This window comes from Falsiphaeobacter marinintestinus, assembly GCF_007923355.1.
Taxonomy (GTDB): Bacteria; Pseudomonadota; Alphaproteobacteria; order Rhodobacterales; family Rhodobacteraceae; genus Phaeobacter_A; species Phaeobacter_A marinintestinus.
The window spans coordinates 253,269-275,780 of the sequence record NZ_VOGO01000002.1 but is presented as its reverse complement, the minus strand read 5'-3'; the positions used below and the strand labels follow the sequence as shown (position 1 = coordinate 275,780).

Sequence of the window (22,512 nt, the reverse complement as noted above, 5' to 3'; positions counted from 1 at the left end):
GACATGACCCCGGAAACCGCACAGGCGATCCTTGCCGACAACTTTGCTGACTGGGTGCAGGCGCTTGACCTGACCGTGACCGAAATCGACGCCGAGCATGCGTTGGTGCGAATGCCTCTGGGCGATCATCTGGCCCGCGTCGGAGGCATCGTGTCGGGGCAGGCCCTTGCCGCTCTGGCCGACACCTCGATGGTGCTGGCCGCGCTGGCGCAAGCTGGCGAATTCCGGATGTTTGCAACAACTGACCTGCACACGCAATTTCTGCGTCCCGGCGTCGGGACCGCCATACTGTGTCGCGCGATGGTGGTGCGTGCTGGCAAAGCACTGGTCTTTGCCCGCGCCGAGATGACGGAAGAAGACAGCGGTAAAATGGTCGCGACGGCAACGGCGACGTTCTTTGCTGCACCGCCCCAAGGATAATCGCAATGCGCAGCTTTGATGAGATCTTCGAAATCTCCGCCGGACGTCATGGGGGTGCCGCCGCTTTGGAGGACAAGTTATCCCCGCCGGTTCCGGTGGCCGACCTGAGCGCGATGCCCGACGACCGCTGGTTGTCAATCATGACAAAATGCGTGTTCCAGGCCGGGTTCAACTGGAAGGTCATCGAAAACAAATGGGACGGGTTTGAAACTGCCTTTGACCAGTTCGACGTCGGGCGCTGCGCTTTCATGGATGACGACAAATTCGACGCCCTGCTGCGCGACGAACGGATCGTACGAAACGGCATGAAAATCGCCACAATTCGCGACAACGCCGCCTTTTTGCTTACCCTGCGCGATCAGGGCGGTGCCGGAAAAGTCCTGGGTGGCTGGCCATCGACCGATTATGTCGGCCTTTTGGACCTTCTGAAAAAAGAAGGCGCCCGGTTGGGCGGCACAACAGGGCAATATGCCATGCGATTTGCAGGCCGCGACAGTTTTATCCTGTCGCGCGACGTGACCGCCCGTCTGGTTGCCGAGGGGGTGATTGACAAGCCCGGCACCTCGAAAACCGCGATGAAAAAGATCCAGACGGCGTTCAATACATGGATGGATCAATCGGGCCGGTCCCTGACCGAAATCAGCCGCGTTCTGGCGATGAGCGTGTGACGCACGACCGCGCCTCAAAGGGCCTACCGTCTTGCCGGCAAAGCCGCTAGCGTGCCGATCATGATCCTGCGTATTTTCCTCGTTCTGCTGCTTGTGTCCGCCTGCGGTCGCCCCTTGACCGACACCGAACTCGCCTTTGCCCAGAAGATACAAGGTGACGAACTGAACGTGAAACGCGTGCGGCTTGTCAAAGGTGCCCCGGTCGGCAGCGTGACTTTCAAACGCAAGGTCCGACCACGCGTGACCTGCCGCGAGCGCATCCTGCCCCCGGCCAAGGAAGAAATCGTTACAACCCGCCCCGCCGCTGTCACCCTGTTCAACAAGGTCTATTTCAGCAAGGACTGGTACATCGAAAACTATCTTCCGTCCTATCCCGACCGGCTGTATTTGGTCGAATCCATGTTGCTGGCCCATGAACTGACCCATGTCTGGCAGTGGCAAAACCGGAAAAAAACCGGCTACCATCCGCTGCGTGCCGCTGCGGAACACGGTCAATCGGACGATCCCTATCTGTTCGATCTGGAAAACTCGCCCGATTTCCTGAGCTATGGGTACGAACAACAGGGGGCCATCGTCGAAGAATATGTCTGTTGCCGCGCTCTGGCGCCTCAGGCGTCACGGACACGCAGGCTGCATGCGATGCTTCAAGACGCCTTCCCGGTGTCGGACCTGCCGCAAAGCCGGGAAAACGACGTCTATTTGCCGTGGAAAGACGCTGAACTGACAGGCATTTGCGACTAGTCAGTGACCTGAATGCTTTCCAGATAGACCATCAAAGCGGCCAGTGGCCGTGGCGTCGGGGTCAGCGTGCCGTCAATGTCGACCGGCACCAGATCGCCTTCCAGCAGTTTGCCAAATTCAGGCATGACATCCGCAGACACCTTGCCGTGACCATAGCCGTCAACCTTGCTCAAAACAGCGGCCCTTGGGAACACGCCGTCATTGCGCGCCGAGATACGGGTCAGATCCGGCGCCGCCTGCCCTCCGATCAGATCCCCGCCCTCACCCGAATAGTCGTGGCAGGCCGTACAATACTCGGCGTAGTATTGTTCGCCTTCGGTGGGAGTCGGCATCATTTCACTGGTGGCGCAGGCGGCAAGCAGCCCGGCCAAAGGCAAGGCCATCAGGCCCAGATTCACGATACGCTGGCTCATTGTGTCTGCAACGTTTCGATATAGCTTAACAGATCGACGATCGGTGCGCTGGTCATGATGGGCTGGCCGTTAGGGGCTTTGAGCGCCTTGTCGCGCCCCTCAAAGAAGTATCCGTAGACCGGCATTGGGCTGCCGTGGCTGACCAGCGGGTCGCGCCCGTCGATACGCTTGACGACCCGTTCGACAGGAAAGACCCCGTCGTTTCCAGCTTTCAGTTGCGTCATATCTGTCGGTTTGATCAGCAGAACGCCCGCCATTGGTCCCTGTCCGGTGCCTTCTATCCCATGACAGGTCGCGCAATGGACCCGGTAAAGCTCGGCCCCTTCTTTGACGTCCTGCGCCACGGCTGGCATCGCCAGCGTCGCCAGAACGGCCCATGTCACCCATCTTGTCGTCTGCATCGCTGTTCTCCTTTATTTCGGGTCGTGCAGGATCACGGATCCTGCAGAGTTTCCACATAGTCGGTCAGCGCCACCAGCGCTTGGGGCGTTTCAAGTTCGCGCCCGTCAGGCGTTGTCCAGATCACGGTCGGCCCGTCCAGAACCGGCCCGAACTCTGGCATCAGGGCATCAAAATCGCGCCCGCGATAGCCATAGACCTTCGCCATCACGTCCTCGGCCGGAAACACGCCATCATTCGCTGCCGCCAACCCGCGCAGATTCGCTGGTGTGACCGGCAAGTCACCTGCCAATGGTCCATCACCTGCGCCGCTAACCCCATGGCATGCCACACAGTTTTGCTGGTACAGCATGGCTCCGGAGGGTCCGGCATCCGGGGCGCATCCCGCCACTATGACGCTCAGACCAATAAGAATGGCGCGTTTTGCTTTACGCATTTTGTTCGATCCCGCTCTGCGCCTTGTCCCTGCTGTGCATGTTCAGCCTTGTTCAGGGTGTCTTTCCCCGCAATGATCCACATCAAGCTGAAATGCACAAGAGGAAGCTGTTGATGACCCACTATGCCCTGATCATGCTGGCAGCGGGGATCGGGATTCCGATTTTGGCCGCGCTGAATGCAGCCCTGGGACGGGTCATCGGCTCACCGACTGCGGCGGCCGTGGTTTTGTTCTCGGTGGCCTTCACAGTCAGCGCAATCGCCGTGATGTTCACGGGACTGCAGCCCCTGTCGCGGTTGGGCGAGGCCCCCAAACACCTGTTTCTGGCCGGGTGTCTTATCGCGTTCTATGTGCTGACGATTACCCATGTTGCACCGCATTTCGGGGTCGGAAACGCCGTCTTTTTCGTGTTGATCGGCCAGTTGATCAGTGCCGCCATGATCGATCACTTCGGATTGTTCGGCGCGCAGGCGCAGCCTTTGAATGCGATGCGAGCCGGCGGTTTGGCATTGATGGCAGCGGGCGCCTGGGTGACGCAGCTGGCCTAGGTCAGAACCCCGCCGTCCAGTCGCACGATGCGATCCATGCGGGCCGCCAGCTCCAGGTTGTGCGTGGCGATCACGGCAGACAGGCCGGTGCCGGTCACCAGTTGCATCAAGGCGGAAAACACCTGATCCGAGGTCGCCGGGTCAAGGTTGCCGGTGGGTTCATCCGCCAGCAAAAGCTGCGGTGCGTTTGCCAGAGACCGGCAAAACGCGACACGCTGCTGTTCGCCACCGGACAAAGCCGCCGGGCGATGATCGACACGGCTGGCAAGCCCGACATCCTCAAGCAACTTCCGCGCGCGGGCATTGGCCTCGCCGCGGGGTACGCCATTGGCCAGTTGCGGCAGAACGACGTTTTCGGCCGCCGTGAATTCGGGCAGCAGATGATGGAACTGATAGATAAAGCCAACATCGCGCCGCCGTACCGCAGTACGGGCGCTGTCGCCCTTGCCGGTCATGTCCTGACCTGCGATCTCGATTTGACCGCCATCGGCCGTGTCCAGCAATCCGGCGATGTGCAGCAAAGTGGACTTGCCCGCCCCCGACGGAGCGACCAGTGCGACGACCTCACCTTTGGCAACTGTCAGATCAATACCCCGCAAAACCTGGACCTCTGCCGGGGTTCCGCGTTTATAGACCTTGGTGATCCCGGTCAGCTTTAACGTGTCACTCATAGCGCAACGCCTCGACCGGGTTCATCCGCGCTGCGCGACGGGCCGGGAACAGCGTGATCAGCCAGCTCAGGCCAAGGCTTAGCCCTGCCGCCGCCAGCACATCGCCCATGGTCACGACGGCAGACGGAAAGAAGAACCCATTGGCTTCAAGGTCACGGACACCACTGCCGGTGATCCAATCGACCAGCCCGTACACACTGTCGATATTCCAGGCAAAGACCACGCCAAGTATCACACCAAGGATCGTGCCAACCGTGCCCACAACGGCTCCACACAAAAAAAACACCCTCAGGATGGACCCTTGACTTAGCCCCATGGTGCGCAGAATGCCGATGTCGCGCCCCTTGTTTTTGACCAGCATGATCAACCCCGACACGATGTTGAGTGCCGCGATCAGTACAAGGATCGACAGAACCACGAAGATCGCATTGTCCTGCATTTTCAACGCCCGGATCATGCCGCCCGTTCGGTCCTGCCATGTATAGGCATAAGCACGGTCCCCGCTGGCTGCGGTTACCGGGATGACCATACGGTCCACAGACAAGGGGTCTTCGACCCGCAGATCGATCTGATCAACCGCCCCGTCGCGATTGAAGAACTCCTGTGCCTTGCCAAGCGGCAAATAGGCCCGGCTTTGATCGATGAACCCCTGCCCGGACGAAAAGATGAACACCACCTCATAGGCTGACACACGTGGAGATGTCCCCATCGGGGTTTTCACGCCATCCGGAGAGATCAGTTTGATCCGATCACCGGTGGCCACACCCAGCTGACGCGCCAACAGAGCGCCAAGGGCTATGCCGTCGTCAAAACGCGCTAAGCTGCCCCAGGATTGATCCGGGTCAGCAATCATCGGGTAATCCAGCAGGTCATCATACGAGATGCCATAAACGTCGACCGGCGCGTTCTGACCCCGGTAACTCCCCATCACCTGCTTGCGCACCAGCGGGGCCGCGTCTTCAACTCCGGGTAGTGCTTCCAGACGGTCGGAGACGTCGGCGTAGTCGCGGATCAGATGATCAAGCGGGATATCCCCCGTCAGATCGCGTTGATAATGCACGTCGATGTGGGCATTGGCGCCCAGCATCGCTTCGATGATATCCGCGCGCAGCCCAGCCCGCACAGCCAGAGTCGCGATCAATGCGAACACCGCCAGCGTGATGCCGATCAAACTGATCCAGGTCATCACGCTGACACCGCCGTCGGCGCGGCGCGCCCGCAGGTACCGCCAGGCAATCATCCATTCAAACCGCGCAAAGGGCGGTGGGGCACTGGCCATGTCTGCTCCGGTCTTTTGCCGCTTCATAAGGTGGGCGCACCCTATGGGCGGGGCTGGGGCCGGTCAAGCAATGCCACCGCTCCTGCCCTGACCTGTCCGAAGATCATCAGAATCAATGAAACATTTGAACACGGCAAATGACGTTCCGGTGCGCTCACGGAGAACACGCGATGGGGTGAACTTTTGTGAAGTTTAGTGGCCTGTTGCGAAAGATTAATATCGGACAGGGTCACGGCATTGAAACTTTATTACAGGAGACTCCCATGACTCAGATCCGTATCGTGGCAACCAACACATCCGCAGACGGCGGCACCTTTCTGACACCGCTCTGGTTCGCGGCCCATGATGGCAGCTTTGACCTCTATAATATGGGTGAGGCCGCTTCGGCAGGCCTGGAAGCGCTGGCCGAGGACGGTAATTTCGCTCCGATCAATGGCGAAGTCACGGCAGGTGACGCAGACGCCGTTACAGGGGCTGTCGTCGGCGCAGGCGGGCCGATCGCGACCGGCGAAACGGCGTCGGTTTTGGTCGAGGTCGATGGCGCATCGAATGGCTATCTGTCGCTGGCGGCGATGATCCTGCCGTCGAACGATGCCTTTGTCGGCACCGGCGACTCTATCGCCCTGTTTGACTACTACGGCGACTTCCTGGGCGAGCAGACCATCGAGTTTGCCGGAAGTGATGTGCTGGATGCCGGAACCGAAGAGAACACCGAAGAAGACGCAGCATTTCTGAACCAGGCCGCACCGGACACCGGTGTCGATGAGAATGGCGTCGTGGATTATCACGTCGGCTTCCTGCCGGAAGGGGATGGCAACATTCTTGGCGGCACCAACGCAGCGGGGGCATTCATTGATCCGGTTGCAGCGGATTTCACGCAGCCCGGCGCTCAGATCGCATCGGTTCACATCAACGTTGCGGTCATCACAGACGGAACCAACGGACATGATTTTGTTGGTGGATCTGAAGCCGATGATCTGGTCGACGGTGGCGCCGGTCGTGACACTCTGATCGGCCGTGCCGGGTGGGATGTTTTGCTGGGCGGCGGTGGAAATGACACCCTGTCGGGCGGCATCGGCAATGACGTGCTCGACGGTGGTCGCGGGCGCGACATGCTGGACGGTGGGCGCGGCCAGGATGTTTTCGTGTTTGCTGAAAACTATTCGCGCGACCGGGTCGAGAACTTCGATGCCACAGAAGACGTGATCATTCTGGACATCGACGGCGTAGATAACTTCGACGATCTGGCCGGCCTGTATTCGCAAGTTCCGAACAACACAGTGTTCGACTTTGGCGACGGCGACGTGCTGATCCTGAACGGCACATCCTTTGACGAGCTGAGCGCGTCAAACTTCGACTTCGTCTGATCCGTATGACCATCTACCGGATTCCGCTTTGGCGGGGTCCGGTCCCGTTGCGCGGTTATCGTCTCAGGGTTTGAACACGGCCTCGATCATCACACCATCCAGCTGTGTCATGACGTCGAAATCAATACAGGCCTGCCACGCGGCAACCATCCCCCAATCGCCTTCCCAGGACACGGCATATGATCCGGCCCCCATGGTTGGGAAACACAATGCACCCATGTGCCAGAAATTGTGACTGCCGCGAAAGCTGCGCCAGAACGTGCCAAGCCCATAATGCACACCGCCCCCCAGATCGACACTGGGGTCACCCGAGGGCACTGGCCCATTCGCGAAAGCACGGGCATGAAACGCCGCATAGTCTGCCACAGGCATGTACCACCCGCCCCAGGAGTCAAACGCTCCGGCAACTGGCGAGGTTGAGGCCCCGGGCACCACGCGATCCGCACAGGCGGTTCGGTACAGGGTTTGCGTAACACGCGCGATCACTTCGCCCAAAAGCGCATAGTTTTCGTTGGTGTACTGGAATTGTCCGGATCGTTTCAGCTTGTTGCGTCGGAACACATCATCTGTGACGGTGCCGTGTTGAGGCGCTGGATGGCCCAGCCAATCCGGCATCGTTTTCTGCGTGCTGTCGCGATGCACGCCGCCGGTGTGAGTCAAAAGATCGCTGAGGGTCAGGTCACGCAGGGCATCCGGAGTTTCGGGCAGCACATCGACCAGCGCCGTGTCATAGCTCACAACGCCCTCGCCCACCAATGCGCGGATACAGGCCCCTGTGATGGCTTTGCTCAGGCTGGCCATTTCAACAGGGTCGCTGGCATCCATGCCCCAGCCGTGCGTCGTGACCAACTGCCCCTTGCGGGTGATCGCAATCGCGCCGGTTTCGACGCCTGCCCCATCCATCCACCCTTTGAACCCGGCAATGATCCGGTCAGGAATGTCCTGAGCTGCGGCGTTGACCGCAGTCAGCCAGAACAACAGCACACAGAACAGACCCCGCATGGTGTCAGATCCAGGTATGGAACGACCGGTTGGCCATCGGCTCAACGTGTTGGGCCGCGCCACCGTGATGCGGGGCATAGATTTCAGCGATTTTCTTCACCGCGTCCTCAGGCGTCATTTCAACGCTTTCGCCCGTGCGGCGCGAGGTCAGTTCGACAACACCGTTCTTCAACCCGCGCGGTCCGACCGTGATCCGCCACGGCAAACCAATCAGATCCATAGTCGCGAACTTGCCGCCTGCGCGTTCCTTGCGGTCATCATACAGCGGTTCCAACCCGATAGCCGTCAATGCCTTATAGATCGTTTCACAGGCGCCATCGGCGGCTTCGTCGCCCTGTTTCAGGTTGACGATACCGCAATGGAATGGCGTCACGCCTTCGGGCCAGATGATCCCGTTTTCGTCATGGCTTGCCTCAATAATGGCGCCGATCAGGCGGCTGACGCCAATCCCGTGGCTGCCCATATGCACTGGTACGGGTTTGCCATCGGGTCCCTGAACGGTGGCGCCCATCGGTTCTGAGTACTTGGTGCCGAAGTAAAAGATCTGCCCAACTTCGATCCCGCGCGCCACACGGCGACGCTCTTCAGGGACCTGATCGAACAAGGCCGCGTCGTGGGTTTCGTCTGTGCGCGCATAGAGCGTCGTGAATTCTTCCATGACGGCCTGGCACTGGGCTTTGTCGTCATAGTCGATGTCCCGTTCCCCCATGCGAATGTCGGTCACAGCGCTGTCATAGAACACTTCCGACTCACCGGTTTCAGCCAGCACAAGGAATTCATGCGTATCGTCGCCGCCAATCGGACCACTGTCGGCCCGCATCGGAATGGCCTGCAGGCCCATACGTTCGTAAGTGCGCAGATAGCTGACCAGATGGCGGTTATAGGCGTGCAACGCGTCTTCTTTGGTCAGGTCGAAGTTGTACCCGTCCTTCATCAGGAATTCACGGCCCCGCATAACGCCAAACCGCGGGCGGATCTCATCCCGGAATTTCCACTGGATCTGGTAGAGGGTCAGCGGCAAATCCTTGTAGCTGCTGACGTGGCCGCGGAAGATGTCGGTGACCAGTTCCTCGGCTGTCGGCGTGAACAGTAGGTCGCGGTCGTGCCGATCCTTCATCCGCAGCATTTCCTGACCATAGTCATCGTAACGTCCGGATTCGCGCCACAAGTCTGCGGATTGCATGACCGGCATCTGGATCGCGATGTGACCGGCGCGGGCCTGTTCCTGGTGGACGATGTTTTCCAGCTTGCGCAGGACCTTAAAGCCCAACGGCAACCACGAATAGATCCCCGCGCTGGCTTGTTTGATCATCCCGGCCCGCAGCATCAGCCGGTGGCTGACGATCTGCGCCTCGGACGGGTTTTCTTTGAGGACAGGCAGGAAATAACGGGTCAGGCGCATCGGGGGTCCCTCGTTTGCGTAGCGTTCAGGGGTTTTGACCGACGGGCCCCGGCTTGGCAAGCCCTTCACGCCCCCAGCGCAGGACTGGATCGCAGGTCGCGCGCCGTAACGGTCCGCGACCCGGTTATTGCTTCTGAATCAAGGATCCGTAGAAATTGATCCCGCGCTCAAGGTTTTCGATCGACAGCCGTTCGTTGATACCGTGAAATCTGAGCAGATCGTCCGAGGTGATCTTGAACGGGTTGATCCGATATGCCGCGTCAGCCGCTGTCGCATAATGGCGGGCATCGGTGGCGGCGATGGTCAACCCCGGCACGGTCGCCAACGGGCCGAACGCCGCGCGGATCGATCCTTCGATGTCGCGATACCCGGCCGTATCGGTGCTTGAGACCGGAGAGGCTGGTGTCGCGAACCCATCGTTCACGCGGATCTCGATCCCTTCGTCATCCACAACGGCGCGAACATGCGCGATGACATCGTCAACCGTGTCGCGAGGGTGAAGCCGAAAGTTGACTGTTGCCGTTGCCTCGGCTGCCAACACGTTTTCCTTGCTGGACCCGGACAGCATCGTCGGCGCGGTGGTCGTGCGCAGCATGGCATCAGTTGACGGCGCGCCGGACAGGATGCTTTCGAGCAACGGATTGAACAACCAGCGGTTTGCAAACACCACGCGTTGTTCGATCGAGAAATGCCGGCCGAGACCGTCAAAGAAGTCTTCGGACACACCGGTCAGACCTCCGGGAACAGGCTTGTTCTGCAACCGGTCAATTGCACGGGCCAATTGCCCGACCGCTGTCTGGCGCGGCGGCATCGAAGAATGCCCGCCCGGAGACGTCGCGATCAGTTTCAGCGTCAGGTATCCCTTTTCGGACAGGTTGATGCTGGCCACAGGCTGGTCCAGCCCTGGAATGATCTTGTCGAGCACGAATGAGCCTTCATCGAGTGCCCAGGCCAGTTGAATTCCGTTGTCATGCAGGTATTTGGCAACCGACTTGGCTCCGTCGCCGCCAATCTCTTCATCGCCACCAAAACTGAAGTAAATCGTACGTTTCGGCGTGAAACCCGCCAGCATCAGATGTTCGGTTGCTGTAACCATGGCGATCAGCGCGCCCTTGTTGTCAAGCGTACCGCGCCCCCAGACGAACCCGTCATCGATGGTGCCTGCGAAGGGGTCATGATCCCATTTCTCAAGCGATCCCGGCGGGATGGGCACGACATCGTAATGCGCGGCCAACAGCACCGGTTGCAGGCTTTCGTCACTGCCTTTCCAGACATAGAGCGGCGTCTTGGCGTCCAGAACCATACGCTCGGTATTGGCCGCGAACGTCGGATAGGTTTCATCCAAAAAGCTTAGGAACCCATCGAAATCGGGGCGGGTCAAATCGTCCGAAACTGTCGCGAACCGGATCGCTTTGGACAAGTTGTCGGTCGCATTGCCAATGTCGGCCCCCAGATCGGTCAATTGTGCCTCGGAGACCGTCGCCGGTTTGTACCGCATCGTGTTGATCGTCAGAACGGCGGCCAGTGCCACCAACAGGAACAACCCCGCCACAAGAATGCGTCTGGCAGTTTTCATGATGCTCTCCATTGCGACTCAGGGCCCAGCCCGGTTGCTCAAAGGATGCCTTATGGCCCCGTGGCCTGTCTCGGATAACCTGACGTTATTGAGTTTTTTGAACGCTCAGCTTTCTAACAAAGCCATCAAACGGGCCTTTTCGCCGACGTCATCAGGGCGCGAGATCACGCCTGCCAGATCTTCCAACGACGCGATCGAATGACCGGCGCGGAAGCTGTCGACATGAGGCAGCATGGCGCGGATGCCTTGGGCTTTCGGGGCAAACCCTTCCCAACGCAACAATGGATTCAGCCAGATCAGGCGGCGGGCCGACAGGTGCAGCCGCTCCATCTCTTTTTCCAGCGCGCCGGGATCGTCCCGGTCCAGCCCGTCGGTGATCAGCAGCACGACGGCGCCCTGCCCCATCACACGCCGCGACCAGTCGCGGTTGAAACTGTGCAGACATTGCCCAATCCGCGTGCCGCCTTCCCAATCTTGCGCCTCGGCGCCAGCAGCCGCCAGCGCGGCATCGACATCGCGCTGACGTAAATGGCGGGTGATGTTGGTCAACTGTGTGCCGAAGGTGAAGGCATGCACCTTGGCCCAGCCCGCGCCTTTGGCGTTAGACACGGCATGGAGAAAATGCAGGATGATGCGGCTGTATTGGCTCATCGAGCCGGAAATATCGCAAATTACCACCAGGTTGGGCCAGCGGGGTTTCGGCTCTAACTTGTGCAGGTCGTGCAGTTCGCCCCCCTGCCGCATCGCGCCGCGCAGGGTTTTGCGCCAGTCCAGCCGGTTGCCAAGATGGCTGGCCTGCCCGCGCCGCGACGGGATCGGTTTGACCGGCAAGGTCAGCTTCGCCAGCATCCGTTTGGCCCGGGCGACCTCATCCGTGCTCATCTGTTCGAAATCAAGACTGCGCAGGCGTTCTTCGGTCGACATGGTCATCGAGGCGTCGACCTCGATCATTGTCTCTTCTTCGCGCTCGGGCCCCTCTTCGGGAATGTCGAGGTCCGCACCATCCAACAAAGCCTCGGCCGCGCGTTTTTCAGCGGCCTGTGCCGTGCGTTCTTCCTGCACGCCGCGGACGGCGGGCAGCATCATCGCCATCATGTGTTCCATGAACCGCGGATCGCGCCAGTACAGCCGGAAAATCTGTCCAAAGACTGCGCGATGTTCGGGCCGGTTCACGAAACAGGCGTGCAACGTCCAGTAAAAATCCGCCTTTTCGGTGAACCCGGCGGCCTCGACCGCGCGGATCGCATCGATCACCCGCCCCGGCCCGATCGGCAACCCGGCTTTGCGCAACGCCCGGGCGAAATGGATAATGTTATGCGAGAGTTTCGGGTTCTCGGGCAGATCGAGCGGCGCGTATTCAGTCATGCGGTGCACAACGGGGGGCTGCCCGCCCCCCGCACCCCCCGGGAGTATTTTCAAAGAGAAGATGCATCAGACCGGTTCGAGCGTCGATTTGACCTCATCCAATATGCGCTTGGCCTCGGACCCCTGCAGTTTCTGGATATCATCCTGATACTTCAGGATTGCGCCCAGCGTATCGGCGATGACTTCGGGGCTAAGGCTGACCACATCAAGGGCCAGAAGGCACTTGGCCCAGTCGATGGTTTCGGCAACGCCGGGCTTTTTGAACAGATCTTCGGTGCGCAATTTCTGAACGAACGCAACCACTTCGCGGCTCAGGGCGTCAGCGGCTTCGGGCGCGCGCGATTGCAGGATCTCGACCTCGCGCGGGAACGTCGGATAGTCGACCCAATGATAGAGGCACCGGCGCTTCAAGGCGTCATGCACTTCGCGGGTACGGTTCGACGTTAGAATGACGATAGGCGGTTCGGGCGCCTTGATGGTGCCGAGTTCCGGGATCGTCACCTGGAAATCAGACAGGGCTTCCAGAAGGAACGCCTCGAACGGTTCGTCTGTGCGATCCAGTTCGTCGATCAACAGCACCGGCGCGCCGTTTTCATCCGGGCGCATGGCCTGCAGCAACGGGCGCTCGGTCAGGTATTCAGGGCTGAACAATTCGTTTTGCAATGTCTTGCGATCAGCGCCACCGCTGGCTTCGGCGGTGCGGATTGCCACCATCTGGGCTGGAAAATTCCATTCATAGACCGCACTGGACGCATCAAGCCCCTCGTAACACTGCAGGCGGATCAGACGGCGGTTCAAACCGGCGGACAAGGCCTTGGCGATCTCGGTCTTGCCGACACCGGCCTCGCCCTCAAGAAACAGCGGACGGCCCAGTTTCAGTGAAAGGTAAACGACCGTGCCCAGCGCGCGGCCGCAGACATAGCCCTGTTCGGCCAGCATGGCCTGAACGGCATCGATAGATGGCGGTATCTGCATGATCTCTCCTCTTGCGCCCAAAAGGTCATGCGCGCGCGCGCGGGTCAAGCACTGCTAAGGTCGGACAAATCGGCGCAACCGGGCGACAGGCTAATGGACTGAATGTTGACGATTTCGCCCTGAAATGTCATGTTTCAGGAAACAATAAATGGCATTCGACCGGCTCAGGGTCGAACCACAGCGGGCAGACACAACATGATCAGCAACGGATACGGCACCGAGATGGAGGTGACATGCGGATCACCGCAGTAACCTGCGTCAAAAACGAAGGTCCTTTTCTGTTGGAATGGATCGCCTTCAACCGGTTGATTGGCGTCACTGATTTCCTCTTTTATTCAAACGATTGCACGGATGCGACCGACCGCATGCTGGATGCGTTAGAGGTCCGGGGCATTGTGCAGCATCTGCCCAACCCGGCAGAGGGGCGTAATTATCAGATGGAGGCGCTGAAACACGCCTCAAAACAAGAGATCGTTCAGAATGCAGACTGGGTCTGGATCGCAGATGTGGACGAGTTTCTGAATATCCATGTCGGTGATCATACAATCCCCGGTCTGATCGAGGCGTGCGGCAACCCTCAGGCGATTTCTATCCCGTTCCAGTTTTTTGCCAATGACGATGTTGACGGCTTTGAGGACGTCCCGGTGATCGGGCAGTTCAACCGGTCTCACAATCCGGACCTGTGGTGCGGAGAGACCGCCCATGAGGTTAAGTCCCTGATGCGCCACGATTTCCCGCTGCAGTACTTTGGCGCACACCGGCCGTTCTTTAAAAAGAAACTGCCGGAAAAACGGTACCCCAAGTGGACTGACGCGTCGGGCCGCAAGGTGCCCAAACCGTTCCTGACGGCCGCCAACCCGCGCCGGATCCGCAAGTTTCCCGCAAAAGGGTCGCGGGATTTTGCGACGCTGAACCATTACGCGCTGCGTTCGCTGGATAGTTACCTGGTCAAGAACGACCGGGGTGATGTGAACCGTGAACACCGCGCGTTTGACGATACGTATTGGCGCGAACGGAATGATCCTGCCTTTGAGGACACATCGATCCGGCGCTACTTGCCGGATCTGAAAGTGGCGCTGGCTGACCTGAAATCTGACCCCGAGATCGGCGCGCTGCATGACGAAGCAGTTGCCCTGCACATCGCCCGGCGCGATCAGCTGTTGGAAAGCCCGGTCTATCGACAGATGCAGGCGCAGTTGCGCACGGCATCAAAACTCCCCCCGCAGGAAGAGGCGATGCTGATCGACCTTGGTCTGGCCTCCTGATCTGCAGACGAGGATCTGTTAACGAATGCGTATTTACCTGCATATTGGCCCCGAACATGTCGGTGCCGACCGTCTGCAAAACGTGCTGTCGGACAAGCGCGAACAACTTTCGTCGAAGGGGGTTTTGTATCCGCGTAGTCCGGGGGGCAAAAATCACACCCGTCTGTACATGGCCGTCACGGACCCCGATCATATCGACCCGCTGCGCTTTAACCGCGGGCATATGACGGCGGAAAAACAGCAGGCGTTGTATAACTCGCTGGGTATGGAACTGGCGCGCGATGCGGATCAGGCCAAGCCTGAGATCATGATCCTGTCAGCCTCACAGCTTGGGGCATCGCTGTGCCGCGTGTCTGAATTGGAGCGTCTGAAGGCGCTGTTGACCCCGCTGTCGGACGACATTCGGATTGTGGCGCATGTCGATGAACAGGCGCATCTGCTGACCCGGGTTTATGCCGGGCAAGTGATGGAAGGCCGCTCTGCCCCCCTGACACAGGAGTTAGAGTTGGCGGGCACGACAGACTGGTGGCAAGCGAGCCTTGATGCAGGGCCCAGGATCGACCCGCAGGCCGGTCAGTTTCTGGAAACCCAGGCGCCGCCTTTCTGGCTGGATTTTGCCGGGTTGCAGACCTTTTGGGAAAGCGTGTTTGGGGCCGGGTCGGTGACGTTGCGCCCCTATGACGCCGACTTGTTCTATGGCTCGGACACGACAGAAGAGATCCGCGCGGCCTTTGGGATCGAAGGCACGATTGGGCGGGCGGTGGACAAACCGATCCCCGATGAACCCTCGGCGGCCTGGATGGCCCGTGGACGGCAGTTGAACACGCTGATCCTGAAAGTGCTGGAAAGCCGTCGCAAGGTTTTGCCCCGCACCCTGTGGCGCACGTTTCTGTCCGAGATCGCGATCGACGGTGATCCGATTGCGCCCGGCGCATTGGCGCCGGTCGCGCGACATTTCGATAGTATGAACAAGGCGCTGATCAAAGCGCATCCGGCGCTTAGCACGTCGACGTTCAAAAAGGCCCATCCGCGAAAAGACTGGGCCGAAACCGATCCCGGCAATGGATACCGCGCCTCGCAATACATGCTGGCCTTCATGCACCGCATCGACAAGGCCACAAAGGAAGCCCGCAAAAGCATGGGGGCCGATCTGGCCGCCATGAATGGTCAAGCCGACGTTTCTGCGCCCGCCGCGGCGCCCGTCACGGTCCCTGCCCCTGTCGCCCCAAAAACTCCAGCCAAGCCAGCTGTTGGAGAGCTCAGCGAAGAAGCCCGCCGGATTCTGCCGCCGCTGGCGGTCGAAAAGTTCGAAGGCCTCAAAGGGTCGCCTTATGCGCCACATAACCGATTGGGTCGCGTCAACGAGGAAGAACTGGCCGCCGCCTATACGCCACTGACACCGCGTGACCTGCCCAAAGGGTCGTCAGGCAACGTCATTGTCGGCTGTATGAAGAACGAAGCGCCCTATATCGTCGAATGGGTCGCCTATCACCGGGCGATGGGCGTCGATCATTTCCTGATCTACACCAATGACTGTTCGGACGGGACCAGCGAGATCCTTGACCGGTTGCAGGAAATGGGCGTTTTGCAACATCGCAACAACGATGAGTGGAAGGGCAATTCCCCCCAGCAGTATGCTCTGAACCAGTCATTGAAAGAGCCGGTTATCAAGAATGCCGACTGGATCATCCATATCGACGTTGATGAATTCATGAACGTGCGCTGCGGCAATGGGACGTTGCAGGACTTCCTTGCTGCCGTTCCCGATGCCACCAATGTCGCCATGACATGGCGGTTGTTCGGATATAACGGGGTGACGCATCTGGCGGATGAATTTGTGATCGATCAGTTCGACGGGTGTGCGCCCAAATTCTGCCCCAAGCCGCACACGGTCTGGGGCTTCAAGACGATGTTCAAAAACATCGGCGCATATGAAAAGATCTCGTGCCATCGCCCCAACAAGTTGGATGACGGGTTTCGCGACAAGATCAAATGGGTCAACGGGTCGGGCAAGGACATGACCGGCGAAGCCGCCGACAATGGCTGGCGCAGCTCAAAGAAATCAATTGGTTACGACCTTATTCAGCTGAATCACTATGCCCTGCGCAGCGCCGAAAGCTATCTGATCAAACGACAACGCGGCCGGGCGCTGCACGTGGATCGCTCGATCGGGCTGAACTATTGGATCCGGATGGACTGGAGCGATTATCGCGACATCACCATCAAACGGAACCTGCCGCGCATGACTGCCGAATATGAAAACCTGATGGCCGATGAAAAGCTCAAGCATTGGCATGACTACGGATTTGACTGGCACAAGGCCAAAGCCGAAGAACTGCACGGAATGCCCGAATTCGAGGACCTGTACAAACAGGCGCTGACCATCAACCTGAACGAGACCGAGCGCGTTGCTTATGCGCTGGCCTTGGATCTGGAAAGCTGAGCGATGGCAGACGGCCCCCGCATTCTCGCGGTTTTGACCGTCCGCAACGAAGCTGCTTTCCTGCTTGAGTGGCTGGCCCATCACAAGGCAGTTGGGTTCACCGATTTTCTTGTTTTTTCTAACGATTGCACGGACGGCACCGACAAGATGCTGGACCGTCTGGATCAATTGGGTTGGCTGACGCATGTGCGCAACGACGGCCCCTATGACAAGGGCGGGATCCAGTTCACGGCGCTGAAAATGGCCGATAAGACCCGGCAGGTCAAAAAGGCAGATTGGATCCTGCCGATGGATGTCGATGAATTTGTCAACATCCACACCGGCGATCATACGGTTCCCGCGCTGCTGGCCGCCCTGCCCGACGCCACCGCAATCACGCTGACCTGGCGGTTGTTCGGCAATGCCGGTGTCGTGCGGTACGAAGACACGCCTGTTACCGAAAGCTTCACCAGATGCGCGCCTGAAATCATGTACTGGCCCTGGCGGTCTGCGATGTTCAAGACGCTGTATCGCAATGACGGGACCTATGCCAAGCTGGGCGTACACCGCCCACGCAGCCCGGATCAAAGCCGACTGGACAAAGCCCGCTGGTTCGACGGACAAGGCCGGTTGCTGGAGGACCAGTTCAAGGTCAAGCGCATATTCAACAACTATGGCCGACCAAACTATGATCTGGTGCAACTGAACCATTATCCGCTGGGCGCGATGGAAAGCTATGTGCTGAAAGCCGACCGGGGCCGCGCTGTGCATTCTGATCACATGCTGGATATGGATTACTGGGTTGAACGCAATTTCAACACCGACACCGATACGACAATTTCCGCAACCGCCCCGGCGCGCGATCACCTGCGATCTGAGCTGCTGAAAGACACCAAACTGGCCCGCCTGCACGAACGCGCGGTGGACTGGCGTCGCACCCGGTTCCTCGCCCTGATGGAAAAAGAACCGTTTCGGGCGCTGTTCGCCCGTCTGCTGATGACCCCGCAATCCCGCCCGATTTCTGCCCAAGCCGCCCGCACACTGGCAGGATTCGCAAATCTGGGCCGCATCAAATCAGGGTAAGTCTCCCCTGCAGACACAGGCCCGGGTCCTTATTTTCAACGCAAGCGTCGCAAAACCGGCTGGGACTTTTCCCAATTTTGCCGCATTCCCTGTCTAAATTCAGGCTCAATTAACGACCCAAAAAGCGGTCGATGTTTTGAGGATCAGTTGAATGCAGGAAGTTGAAAGCAACTTGGACATCTCTCTTGCGGATCTTCCGCAGGATGAGTGGAAGGCCAAATTGGTGGCACAAGCCGAAGAGTTCGGCATGTGGCAGGATCTTGGCGACAAGCATTTCGCAACCTTCATTGATCAGCAAAGCACGCTTCTGGTCACATTCGAAACGATCCAGGGCATCCGGACCTTGTCCGAAACCGCGCAACCCTTTGGCTTTGACATGGTCAAGGCGCAGGGCTGGTCGCATCTGTGCGTCATTTCGGATGGCGATACATGGTTCCGGGATAACCGCGTGTATGGCCTGTTCGATCAGCTGATCGATGACGGGTTCTTCGAAGATTTCGATCAGGTGATCTTTTACGGTGCCGGGCCTTGTGGCTATGCGGCAGCCGCGTTTTCTGTTTCGGCCCCCGGATCGACCGTGATCGCGGTTCAGCCGCAAGCCACGCTGGATGCCCGGATGACGGAATGGGACGACCGTTTTGTCGAAATGCGCCGGACTTCGTTCTCAGATCGCTATGGCTATGCGCCCGACATGCTGGATGCCGCCGAACAGGCCTATGTGATGTACGATCCCCGTCAACAGCTGGACGCGATGCATGCGACCCTGTTCGAACGTTCCAACGTCACACGTCTTCGGATGCCGTTCATGGGTTCAGCGCTGCAGACCCGCCTGATTAACATGGACATTCTGTATCAGACCTTGTCGCTGGCCGGTGCGGGCAAACTGAACGGTGAGGCCTTTCACAAATTGTATCGCGCCCGGCGCAACAACAAGAACTACCTGCGCAGCCTGATGACCTATCTTGACGACAACGATCGACCGTATCTGAATATCATGCTGTGCCGAAATGTGATCACGCGCATGGGCGCCCCGATCTTTCGGCAAAAGCTGAGTTCTTTGCTGGAAGAAGCCGAATCAGGTGCATTTAAGGCCCCGCCGCCCCCGGCGGAGTAATCCCCAAAAGCCGCAGCCGAATCGGGTGTCGCCTGCGATAGATAATATGCGCCCAGATCGCGACAAACGGCGTCATCCATCCGGCGTCGATCTCGATTCTGTCCGTCAGGACCGCCCCAGTGTCTTCGGCCTGAACGTGCAATTCGTGCGTCAGCTTGTGAATGCCCATCCCATCCTCTTCCGACCGCATCACACGCGCCACAGGATCGCATTTCATCACGCGCATCTGATAAGGGCGCACCGGAAAAAGCCCAAACAGAGACAGCGCAACGTCGATGACCTGCCCTTCGTGCACTGGCCCGGACGGCAGATGATGAAACTGCACCCAAGGTTTGGTCACGGCTTCAAGCGTATCAAGATCCGTAACCAACGCGAACAACCGGTCAGGCGGCACGGGATAGTGATGTTCAAATGCAAGGACTCGGGTCATCAGGGGCTTTCCTCCCCCCCAAATCTGCCGCAGCAGCACCTCGGCTGGAACAGCGCAAATTGCCTCCCCCTCTGGTCGGATCGCCGCACCTGTGCTAGCCCGGCCTTATGACCAATACGCTCACGCTTCGTCGCCCCGATGACTGGCACTTGCACCTGCGCGATGGTGCCGTGCTGACCGCCGTCCTGCCTGAAACCGCCCGCGATTTCGCCCGGGCGATCATCATGCCGAATCTGGTTCCGCCAGTGATCACGGGGGATCAGGCTGCCGCCTATCGCGACCGTATTCTGGCGGCCTTGCCCCAAGGCATGTCGTTCGAGCCCTTGATGACGCTCTATCTGACAGAAGACACCGATCCTGACGATGTGGCGGCGGCTGCGGCGTCCGGGCTGGTGACGGCGGTAAAGCTTTACCCCGCCGGGGCCACCACAAACTCGAACAGTGGCGTGCGCGACTTCGACAACGTCCGCGCGGTGCTGGAACGCATGGCCGAGATTGGCCTGCCGCTGTGCGTCCATGGCGAAGTCACCGACCCCGAGATCGACATCTTTGATCGTGAAGCTGTTTTCATCGACCGGGTTCTGGATCCGATCCGGCGCGCCACGCCCGGCCTGCGCGTGGTGATGGAACACGTCACCACCTCAGACGCCGTCGACTATGTCAAAGCTGGCAATGACGATCTGGCCGCGACGATCACCACGCATCACCTTGTAATCAACCGCAACCATATTCTGGTCGGCGGGATCAAGCCGCATTACTACTGCTTGCCGGTCGCCAAACGTGAAACCCACCGGCTGGCCCTGCGCGACGCGGCCACGTCCGGTCACCCGCGTTTCTTTCTGGGCACTGACAGCGCGCCGCATGTCGACCCGCTGAAGGAAAACAGCTGCGGCTGCGCCGGGTGCTTCACCGCGACCAATACCATGTCCGTTCTGGCCGAAGTGTTCGAACAGGACGGCGCACTGGACAAGTTAGAGGGCTTTACCTCGCTCAACGGTCCGGCCTTTTACCGGCTGCCGGTGAACGAAGCGTCGATAACCCTCACCAAAGGCGAGCCGGTCACTTATCCCGAGAAAATCGCTTGCGATGATGGCCCAATCACCGTCTTCGACCCCGGTTACCCGCTTCATTGGGCCGTTCAGCGCGACTGACGCCGTCCCGGCAAAACCGAATACTGTTTTGGCGCGCTCCTTATCTATGATAAGGTGTGCGCAATTCATTTGACTACTCATTCTCACGTTCCGCCGGCTTACCGGACTATTTTTGCAAGAAAAGGACTCATGCCATGAGCACTTATTCCTATGACACATTTAGCCTTCGTATTCAGGACGGCCCGTCGGGTGTCACTTACTCAGACTTTTTCCAAACCCAGATTGAAATCGGTGCAAAAGATGGAACCGGCTTTTCTTACACCATTGACTCTGTGGCACAGAATGGCACGGCCTTGGTCTCCTTGGATTTCCACGACACCTATTTGATCAAGTTCGACTTTCTACATTACATCGTCATCGATTTGGAGCAGGCATACGTATACGATCTGAGCTGGGACGACGGCGGAACGACACGCACAACGACCTTGCTTTCCTTGGACATGGATCTTGGCCCCGACGGGTTCGGTACACCACTGTATCGGCGATACTTTGTCGAAATTTCTGGCGATGATCTGCCACCCATAAACGATCTGGATGAATTTCAGGCCTTTCTGTCGCAAACAACCGGCACGTCTCAGTCAACCGGCGCGTTCGGCGAAGGTGTGCTGATACCATGGGGATCAACCCTCTCCGATAAGTCCAAGGACAACGATTTCGTGGCCCTAGCCGACGCTTCCTTGTTTCGCAGAGTTATGGGGGAAGACGACGCTGTGATCGATGGCGGCGCTGCCTTCGATCAACTGGTTATCCCCTTGTCGACATATGGGCCAGCGGGCGCAACCATTGATGTCGCCGCCGGAGAAGCGACCGGTTTTTACAACTTCATGTCAGGGTCCTATGACACGTCTTATTATTTCACCAATTTCGAACTTTTCTGGGGAACCCATCAGGACGATACATTCATCGGAGATGACAACCCGAACCAGTTTCGTGGAATGGGTGGAGCCGACACGTTTCTAGGCGGTGGCGGTATCGATACGGTGCGGTACGACAAGGACTATTCCCAGACCGGGCTGAACAGCGTTTTTGTAAACCTCAAACTGGGCTTTGCCATTGACGGCTTCGGAGCTCAGGATTCTCTACAGGACATCGAACGGGTCATCGGAACCAAACTGGACGACAAGCTGGTCGGGGATTTGAATGACAATCGCCTTCAGGGCAACGACGGCGACGACTTGCTTGTCGGCCTGAAGGGCAATGACCAGTTGTGGGCCGGGTCCGGGGATGACGTCCTGAAAGGTTCGGATGGGGACGACCTGCTAATGGGGGCACAGGGCGCGGACTGGATGCTTGGCGGGGCGGGCCAAGATGTGCTTCGGGGCGGTGCAGGCAACGACACGGTTCTTGGCGAAGACGGAAACGACAATCTGCGTGGCGGCGGCGGGCTCGATACCATGAATGGCGGTCAAGGCAACGACGTCCTGGACGGCGGCCCTGGCAAGGATTTGCTTGGGTTCAGCGCTGGCCATGACCGGATCCTTGGGTTCGAGGACGATGTCGACACCCTCATCTTTCATTCAGACCTTTGGGGTGGCGACGCTCTGACGGCAGCTCAGATCCTTGACTATGCCAGCATCACGGGCGGGAACATCGTCTTTGATTTCGACAACGGAAATACTTTGACCGTTGAAGGGCACACTGATCTTGGCGCATTGGAAAACGATATTGCGGCTCTGGCCATGTCGGACGCCCTGATGTTCTAAGTCAGCCGCGCTGCCTGGGACGGGTTAGGATCGAACAATCAAGTCACACGACGGATCGTTGACCGCTTTAACTGCAGGCTAC

Annotated in this window: 22 protein-coding genes; 11 read left to right on the top strand and 11 right to left on the bottom strand. The window is 58.9% G+C overall.

Annotated elements, in window-relative coordinates; translation table 11 throughout:
• Nucleotides 1–3 precede the first annotated feature (3 nt).
• Genes FOY56_RS05635 through FOY56_RS05625 form a run of 3 tightly spaced genes read left to right on the top strand, consistent with a single transcriptional unit; the run spans nucleotide 4 to nucleotide 1,829 of the window.
• On the top strand, nucleotides 4–420 hold the full coding sequence (locus FOY56_RS05635) for a PaaI family thioesterase (RefSeq protein WP_146344842.1): 417 nt from the start codon (nucleotides 4–6) through the stop codon (nucleotides 418–420).
• Between the two features lie 5 nt (nucleotides 421–425).
• Nucleotides 426–1,088 (top strand): DNA-3-methyladenine glycosylase I, encoded by a 663-nt coding sequence (locus FOY56_RS05630; RefSeq protein WP_146344841.1) that lies wholly within the window; start codon nucleotides 426–428, stop codon nucleotides 1,086–1,088.
• Nucleotides 1,089–1,148: 60 nt separating this feature from the next.
• Nucleotides 1,149–1,829: a hypothetical protein gene (locus FOY56_RS05625; RefSeq protein ID WP_146344840.1), complete on the top strand. Its 681-nt coding sequence runs from the start codon at nucleotides 1,149–1,151 to the stop codon at nucleotides 1,827–1,829.
• Here the strand turns inward: FOY56_RS05625 and FOY56_RS05620 are convergent.
• The 3 genes from FOY56_RS05620 to FOY56_RS05610 are packed head-to-tail and all read right to left on the bottom strand — an operon-like array spanning nucleotide 1,826 to nucleotide 3,077.
• Entirely contained in the window at nucleotides 1,826–2,242 is a 417-nt protein-coding gene (locus FOY56_RS05620) for a cytochrome c family protein (protein WP_146344839.1), read from the bottom strand. The two genes, FOY56_RS05625 and FOY56_RS05620, sit on opposite strands and share 4 nt — an antisense overlap.
• On the bottom strand, nucleotides 2,239–2,643 hold the full coding sequence (locus tag FOY56_RS05615) for a c-type cytochrome (protein WP_146344838.1): 405 nt from the start codon (nucleotides 2,641–2,643) through the stop codon (nucleotides 2,239–2,241). The genes FOY56_RS05620 and FOY56_RS05615 overlap by 4 nt, the downstream gene beginning before the upstream one ends.
• Nucleotides 2,644–2,675: 32 nt before the next feature.
• Nucleotides 2,676–3,077 (bottom strand): c-type cytochrome, encoded by a 402-nt coding sequence (locus FOY56_RS05610; protein ID WP_146344837.1) that lies wholly within the window; start codon nucleotides 3,075–3,077, stop codon nucleotides 2,676–2,678.
• Nucleotides 3,078–3,190: 113 nt separating this feature from the next.
• Here FOY56_RS05610 and FOY56_RS05605 point away from each other — a divergent pair, with 113 nt between their 5' ends.
• The gene (locus tag FOY56_RS05605) at nucleotides 3,191–3,625 is read left to right on the top strand and encodes a DMT family transporter (protein ID WP_146344836.1); all 435 of its coding nucleotides are present in this window, start codon (nucleotides 3,191–3,193) and stop codon (nucleotides 3,623–3,625) included.
• On the opposite strand, the gene FOY56_RS05600 is transcribed toward FOY56_RS05605, so the two are convergent.
• Both FOY56_RS05600 and FOY56_RS05595 read right to left on the bottom strand, forming a co-directional pair.
• The gene (locus FOY56_RS05600) at nucleotides 3,622–4,296 is read right to left on the bottom strand and encodes an ABC transporter ATP-binding protein (protein WP_146344835.1); all 675 of its coding nucleotides are present in this window, start codon (nucleotides 4,294–4,296) and stop codon (nucleotides 3,622–3,624) included. The two genes, FOY56_RS05605 and FOY56_RS05600, sit on opposite strands and share 4 nt — an antisense overlap.
• Complete coding sequence (locus tag FOY56_RS05595) at nucleotides 4,289–5,575, bottom strand: ABC transporter permease (RefSeq protein WP_146344834.1); 1,287 nt, start codon at nucleotides 5,573–5,575, stop codon at nucleotides 4,289–4,291. Before FOY56_RS05595 ends, FOY56_RS05600 begins: the two co-directional genes overlap by 8 nt.
• Nucleotides 5,576–5,838: 263 nt before the next feature.
• Between FOY56_RS05595 and FOY56_RS05590 the strand changes: the two genes are divergently transcribed.
• Nucleotides 5,839–6,942 (top strand): spondin domain-containing protein, encoded by a 1,104-nt coding sequence (locus FOY56_RS05590; protein WP_146344833.1) that lies wholly within the window; start codon nucleotides 5,839–5,841, stop codon nucleotides 6,940–6,942.
• A gap of 63 nt (nucleotides 6,943–7,005) precedes the next feature.
• On the opposite strand, the gene FOY56_RS05585 is transcribed toward FOY56_RS05590, so the two are convergent.
• The 5 genes from FOY56_RS05585 to FOY56_RS05565 form a co-directional block, all read right to left on the bottom strand.
• Nucleotides 7,006–7,944: a serine hydrolase domain-containing protein gene (locus FOY56_RS05585; protein ID WP_186766248.1), complete on the bottom strand. Its 939-nt coding sequence runs from the start codon at nucleotides 7,942–7,944 to the stop codon at nucleotides 7,006–7,008.
• 4 nt (nucleotides 7,945–7,948) lie between these two features.
• A complete protein-coding gene (gene proS, locus FOY56_RS05580) occupies nucleotides 7,949–9,346 on the bottom strand; it encodes a proline--tRNA ligase (RefSeq protein WP_146344831.1) in 1,398 nt (465 codons plus the stop codon).
• 124 nt (nucleotides 9,347–9,470) lie between these two features.
• The gene (locus tag FOY56_RS05575; protein WP_146344830.1) at nucleotides 9,471–10,922 is read right to left on the bottom strand and encodes a M20 family peptidase; all 1,452 of its coding nucleotides are present in this window, start codon (nucleotides 10,920–10,922) and stop codon (nucleotides 9,471–9,473) included.
• 105 nt (nucleotides 10,923–11,027) lie between these two features.
• Nucleotides 11,028–12,287, bottom strand: a complete 1,260-nt coding sequence (locus FOY56_RS05570) for a vWA domain-containing protein (protein WP_146344829.1) — start codon at nucleotides 12,285–12,287, stop codon at nucleotides 11,028–11,030.
• Nucleotides 12,288–12,353: 66 nt separating this feature from the next.
• Nucleotides 12,354–13,262, bottom strand: a complete 909-nt coding sequence (locus FOY56_RS05565) for an AAA family ATPase (RefSeq protein ID WP_146344828.1) — start codon at nucleotides 13,260–13,262, stop codon at nucleotides 12,354–12,356.
• A gap of 233 nt (nucleotides 13,263–13,495) precedes the next feature.
• Here FOY56_RS05565 and FOY56_RS05560 point away from each other — a divergent pair, with 233 nt between their 5' ends.
• The 4 genes from FOY56_RS05560 to FOY56_RS05545 all read left to right on the top strand — a co-directional run bounded on the left by FOY56_RS05560 (nucleotide 13,496) and on the right by FOY56_RS05545 (nucleotide 19,146).
• Nucleotides 13,496–14,527 carry a glycosyltransferase family 2 protein gene (locus FOY56_RS05560; protein ID WP_146344827.1) on the top strand — a complete coding sequence of 344 codons (1,032 nt, stop codon included), beginning with the start codon at nucleotides 13,496–13,498 and terminating at the stop codon, nucleotides 14,525–14,527.
• Between the two features lie 25 nt (nucleotides 14,528–14,552).
• Complete coding sequence (locus FOY56_RS05555; protein ID WP_146344826.1) at nucleotides 14,553–16,970, top strand: glycosyltransferase family 92 protein; 2,418 nt, start codon at nucleotides 14,553–14,555, stop codon at nucleotides 16,968–16,970.
• 3 nt (nucleotides 16,971–16,973) lie between these two features.
• Nucleotides 16,974–18,032, top strand: a complete 1,059-nt coding sequence (locus FOY56_RS05550; protein ID WP_146344825.1) for a glycosyltransferase family 2 protein — start codon at nucleotides 16,974–16,976, stop codon at nucleotides 18,030–18,032.
• A 151-nt stretch (nucleotides 18,033–18,183) separates the two neighbouring features.
• Nucleotides 18,184–19,146, top strand: a complete 963-nt coding sequence (locus FOY56_RS05545) for a phosphoadenosine phosphosulfate reductase (protein ID WP_146344824.1) — start codon at nucleotides 18,184–18,186, stop codon at nucleotides 19,144–19,146.
• On the opposite strand, the gene FOY56_RS05540 is transcribed toward FOY56_RS05545, so the two are convergent.
• The gene (locus FOY56_RS05540; RefSeq protein WP_146344823.1) at nucleotides 19,118–19,576 is read right to left on the bottom strand and encodes an Rv1443c family protein; all 459 of its coding nucleotides are present in this window, start codon (nucleotides 19,574–19,576) and stop codon (nucleotides 19,118–19,120) included. The two genes, FOY56_RS05545 and FOY56_RS05540, sit on opposite strands and share 29 nt — an antisense overlap.
• A 107-nt stretch (nucleotides 19,577–19,683) precedes the next feature.
• On the opposite strand from FOY56_RS05540, the gene pyrC reads away from it, so the two are divergent.
• Both pyrC and FOY56_RS05530 read left to right on the top strand, forming a co-directional pair.
• Entirely contained in the window at nucleotides 19,684–20,727 is a 1,044-nt protein-coding gene (gene pyrC / locus FOY56_RS05535; RefSeq protein ID WP_146344822.1) for a dihydroorotase, read from the top strand.
• A gap of 134 nt (nucleotides 20,728–20,861) precedes the next feature.
• A complete protein-coding gene (locus FOY56_RS05530; RefSeq protein ID WP_146344821.1) occupies nucleotides 20,862–22,430 on the top strand; it encodes a calcium-binding protein in 1,569 nt (522 codons plus the stop codon).
• Nucleotides 22,431–22,512: the final 82 nt, after the last annotated feature.

Excerpts from the sequence above, each read along its gene's own strand:
- FOY56_RS05625 (WP_146344840.1), top strand. The coding sequence starts at position 1,149 with ATGATCCTGCGTATTTTCCTCGTTCTGCTGCTTGTGTCCGCCTGCGGT.
- FOY56_RS05615 (WP_146344838.1), bottom strand. The coding sequence starts at position 2,643 with ATGCAGACGACAAGATGGGTGACATGGGCCGTTCTGGCGACGCTGGCG.
- proS (WP_146344831.1), bottom strand. The coding sequence starts at position 9,346 with ATGCGCCTGACCCGTTATTTCCTGCCTGTCCTCAAAGAAAACCCGTCC.
- FOY56_RS05555 (WP_146344826.1), top strand. The coding sequence starts at position 14,553 with ATGCGTATTTACCTGCATATTGGCCCCGAACATGTCGGTGCCGACCGT.
- FOY56_RS05620 (WP_146344839.1), bottom strand. The coding sequence starts at position 2,242 with ATGAGCCAGCGTATCGTGAATCTGGGCCTGATGGCCTTGCCTTTGGCC.
- FOY56_RS05550 (WP_146344825.1), top strand. The coding sequence starts at position 16,974 with ATGGCAGACGGCCCCCGCATTCTCGCGGTTTTGACCGTCCGCAACGAA.
- FOY56_RS05595 (WP_146344834.1), bottom strand. The coding sequence starts at position 5,575 with ATGGCCAGTGCCCCACCGCCCTTTGCGCGGTTTGAATGGATGATTGCC.
- FOY56_RS05565 (WP_146344828.1), bottom strand. The coding sequence starts at position 13,262 with ATGCAGATACCGCCATCTATCGATGCCGTTCAGGCCATGCTGGCCGAA.
- FOY56_RS05570 (WP_146344829.1), bottom strand. The coding sequence starts at position 12,287 with ATGACTGAATACGCGCCGCTCGATCTGCCCGAGAACCCGAAACTCTCG.
- FOY56_RS05600 (WP_146344835.1), bottom strand. The coding sequence starts at position 4,296 with ATGAGTGACACGTTAAAGCTGACCGGGATCACCAAGGTCTATAAACGC.
- FOY56_RS05610 (WP_146344837.1), bottom strand. The coding sequence starts at position 3,077 with ATGCGTAAAGCAAAACGCGCCATTCTTATTGGTCTGAGCGTCATAGTG.
- FOY56_RS05545 (WP_146344824.1), top strand. The coding sequence starts at position 18,184 with ATGCAGGAAGTTGAAAGCAACTTGGACATCTCTCTTGCGGATCTTCCG.
- FOY56_RS05635 (WP_146344842.1), top strand. The coding sequence starts at position 4 with ATGACCCCGGAAACCGCACAGGCGATCCTTGCCGACAACTTTGCTGAC.
- FOY56_RS05590 (WP_146344833.1), top strand. The coding sequence starts at position 5,839 with ATGACTCAGATCCGTATCGTGGCAACCAACACATCCGCAGACGGCGGC.
- FOY56_RS05585 (WP_186766248.1), bottom strand. The coding sequence starts at position 7,944 with ATGCGGGGTCTGTTCTGTGTGCTGTTGTTCTGGCTGACTGCGGTCAAC.
- FOY56_RS05540 (WP_146344823.1), bottom strand. The coding sequence starts at position 19,576 with ATGACCCGAGTCCTTGCATTTGAACATCACTATCCCGTGCCGCCTGAC.
- FOY56_RS05630 (WP_146344841.1), top strand. The coding sequence starts at position 426 with ATGCGCAGCTTTGATGAGATCTTCGAAATCTCCGCCGGACGTCATGGG.
- FOY56_RS05575 (WP_146344830.1), bottom strand. The coding sequence starts at position 10,922 with ATGAAAACTGCCAGACGCATTCTTGTGGCGGGGTTGTTCCTGTTGGTG.
- pyrC (WP_146344822.1), top strand. The coding sequence starts at position 19,684 with ATGACCAATACGCTCACGCTTCGTCGCCCCGATGACTGGCACTTGCAC.
- FOY56_RS05530 (WP_146344821.1), top strand. The coding sequence starts at position 20,862 with ATGAGCACTTATTCCTATGACACATTTAGCCTTCGTATTCAGGACGGC.
- FOY56_RS05560 (WP_146344827.1), top strand. The coding sequence starts at position 13,496 with ATGCGGATCACCGCAGTAACCTGCGTCAAAAACGAAGGTCCTTTTCTG.
- FOY56_RS05605 (WP_146344836.1), top strand. The coding sequence starts at position 3,191 with ATGACCCACTATGCCCTGATCATGCTGGCAGCGGGGATCGGGATTCCG.